The organism is Streptomyces sp. ADMS, from assembly GCF_033441795.1.
Lineage (GTDB): Bacteria > Actinomycetota > Actinomycetes > Streptomycetales > Streptomycetaceae > Streptomyces.
Genome location: NZ_JAVFVX010000186.1, coordinates 1 through 2,549 on the forward strand (window position 1 = coordinate 1; position 2,549 = coordinate 2,549).

Sequence of the window (2,549 nt, forward strand, 5' to 3'; positions counted from 1 at the left end):
CCTCGCGTCGCGCACGCTTCTCCGCGTCATGCGCCGCCGCGGCCTGCTCGAACTCACCACGCGCACCCCGCGCGGCCAACTTCTCCGCAGCCTCAAGCCGCTTGATCCGCGCCACGTAGTCCCGAAGGGCCGCGTTGACGGTCTCCTTCTTCGTCGTGACACCCATCAGCCGCATGGCCTCGGCCAGCGCCTCGTCATCGAGATCAATCTGCGTGACGGACATCGGACACCTCCAACATCCACGATGTATGTACCCAAGATACATCACCAACATTGGGCGCAGCCATCGATCACAGACAGAGCACGCGAGGGAAGTGCGCCGGATGTCGGGGCGTTCCCATGGACCGCTTCCCGCCACAGGGCGAGCCTGCGGAGGCCTGCTCGACGTCGGCACGAAATACTACATAGGCGCCATGCCCGACTTGATCGGAATTGGCGTCCAGAAAGGCGTCCAGACGATCATGAAATCATGATCACCACGGGGTCTCCAGGACCCTCACACCCTCGCCCCTACCAGGGAGATGCCTGGTCAGAAGGTTTCTCCTCGCGTAGCGCGGAGTAGGGCGGGTGGCAGAAGGTCCGCTGGCCACTGGTGTTCGCGTCGGGGCGTAGCCAGGGCGTCACATCGACGGCCAGGACGATGCCGCCGCCCGGACCGCGCGGGAGGTCACGCAGCACGAAGGACCAGTTCAGACGCTCGAAGTCGATTCTCCCGTCGTTCATGGCGCGTTGCACCGAGCCGTGGGAGCGGGTGTGCTCGGGTGTGAGGCTGAGGTCGGCCAGACCGCGCACCGGACCGTCGCTGCACAGCACCGCATCACCGATTTCGAAGAGTTCGTCACCCCAGCGCGTCAGGCAGGCGCGGAAGTCGACCCGGAACTCCTTGAGTTCCCTCAAGGCCGCGTCGCGGGCGTCACGATCGGGCACACTGACAGCGGCGGTCGCGCCGGTTTTCGTTGGTCTCACAACCCGAGAATCAGGGCGCGGCCGTCGCCGTGTCCGGCGTTTCCCCATGTGGGGGACTCGAACACCTACCGCCGAGCAGCCTGAGGTTTTATCTCAAGCTCAGCCCTTGTCAGTCTTTTCCGATCCTTGTGTCCAACCTGAAGGACAAGCCCAACCAGTACCGGGACGATCGCCCCGGCTCCGGAGCGGGTCTCGAACCGGCACGCAGCGGATTCTCCTTCCAACGCGCAGTGGCTCCAGGCCGGTGGTCCGGACGGAGCCTCTATGACCGTCGGCGCCGGACGGCGGCTCAGCCGGCTGCGACGTAGACCTTTCGCAGGGTGGAGCGGACCTCCCATTCGGTCCGCTCCCCCGCGTGCAGGCGTACGACGACACCGGGGGCCAGTTCGATGCGGACGGTTCCTCCCACCCGAAGGCTGGCACTCTACACAGGCCACCAGACTGCTCGGATCCGGAAGCCACCACCTAGTCCTACGCCCTGGCACCAGTCCCTGAACTCCGCCGTACAGCAACTGCCACTCCGCGCACAGCAGTTCGGCCTGCCGGACCATCGGCAGCGGCGGGGTGACGCCGATGCCGCCCGAGATGAACAGGTACGTCTTCGAAAGCACAAGAGGGAAGTGGTTGCGCGGCCCACCGACGCCAAGCCGCTCGCCAGGGCACAGCGCGCCGTGGACGAACACCGATCCGCCGCGCCGTGCGGCTCACGCAGGACCGCGATCCACGGTCCGTGACAGCCCTGCCTCACCTGTCTGCGATGTCCTCACACGGACGTGGTCGGACCGTGGACCGCCGAGGGCCATGTCCGGAGGGAGGGTGTGCCAGGTCGAAGTGGCAGCTGGTTCACACCTCCTGCGCGGCCCCGCCCGGCTTACCGTGCGGACGGCTTCGGAAAACAGGCCACTGGCGATCCCGCAGGGCCGTTTCCTGTTCGGGCAGTTTCCTTGTCCCCCACCCTGCGAACCAGACGTACCGGCAGCCGTGCCACCCTCCCTGCTGGTCCGACATTCAACGAACTGCCCCGGAGAAAGCGTCGCCTGGACACGGCTACGCCCTCCCGGCCCCTGTACGGCCCCTGGGTCTTGGCATCGGCCCTCAAGTCAGTCGCCCGGACCGCGAGCCAGGACCTCGATCATCCACTCAGCTGCAGGTCAGACGGTTTGCAGGTCCCCAGGCCGTCTCCGGACTCCAAACTCACGAGCAGCGGATTCAGTCCGTCCAGGCAAAGTTGACGATCCGACAGAACAAAATGAACGTTTCCGCAGGTCAGAGGCTTGCGCAGGTGGGGCGGGTGGGACTCGAACCCACGGCCGACGGATTATGAGTCCGCTGCTCTAACCGGCTGAGCTACCGCCCCATTACGGCGCGTCGCGCACATTTGTGCGCGCCGTCTGCCGCAGCATAGCCGCTCATACGATCTCCTGCTTCGGATGGTCGACTTCGCATGACCATGGGGACCTCGACGCGGCTCGCACGGTTCCCCCGGGCATGAAAAAGGACCCCACCGGGGTCCTCGTTCAAGCGCTCTCCCGACTGGACTCGAACCAGTAACCTGCCGGTTAACAGCCGGCTGCTCTGCCAAT

General features: G+C 65.7%; 2 protein-coding genes and 1 tRNA gene. All 3 read right to left on the reverse strand.

Features of this window, described 5'->3' with window-relative positions:
* Window positions 1-223 (reverse strand): type II toxin-antitoxin system VapB family antitoxin (locus RB628_RS38215; RefSeq protein ID WP_318324910.1); only part of this gene is annotated, 223 nt, incomplete at its 3' end.
* 287 nt (window positions 224-510) lie between these two features.
* A complete protein-coding gene (locus tag RB628_RS38220; protein WP_318325253.1) occupies window positions 511-927 on the reverse strand; it encodes a transposase in 417 nt (138 codons plus the stop codon).
* A gap of 1,322 nt (window positions 928-2,249) precedes the next feature.
* Window positions 2,250-2,323, reverse strand: a tRNA-Ile gene (locus tag RB628_RS38225).
* Window positions 2,324-2,549: the final 226 nt, after the last annotated feature.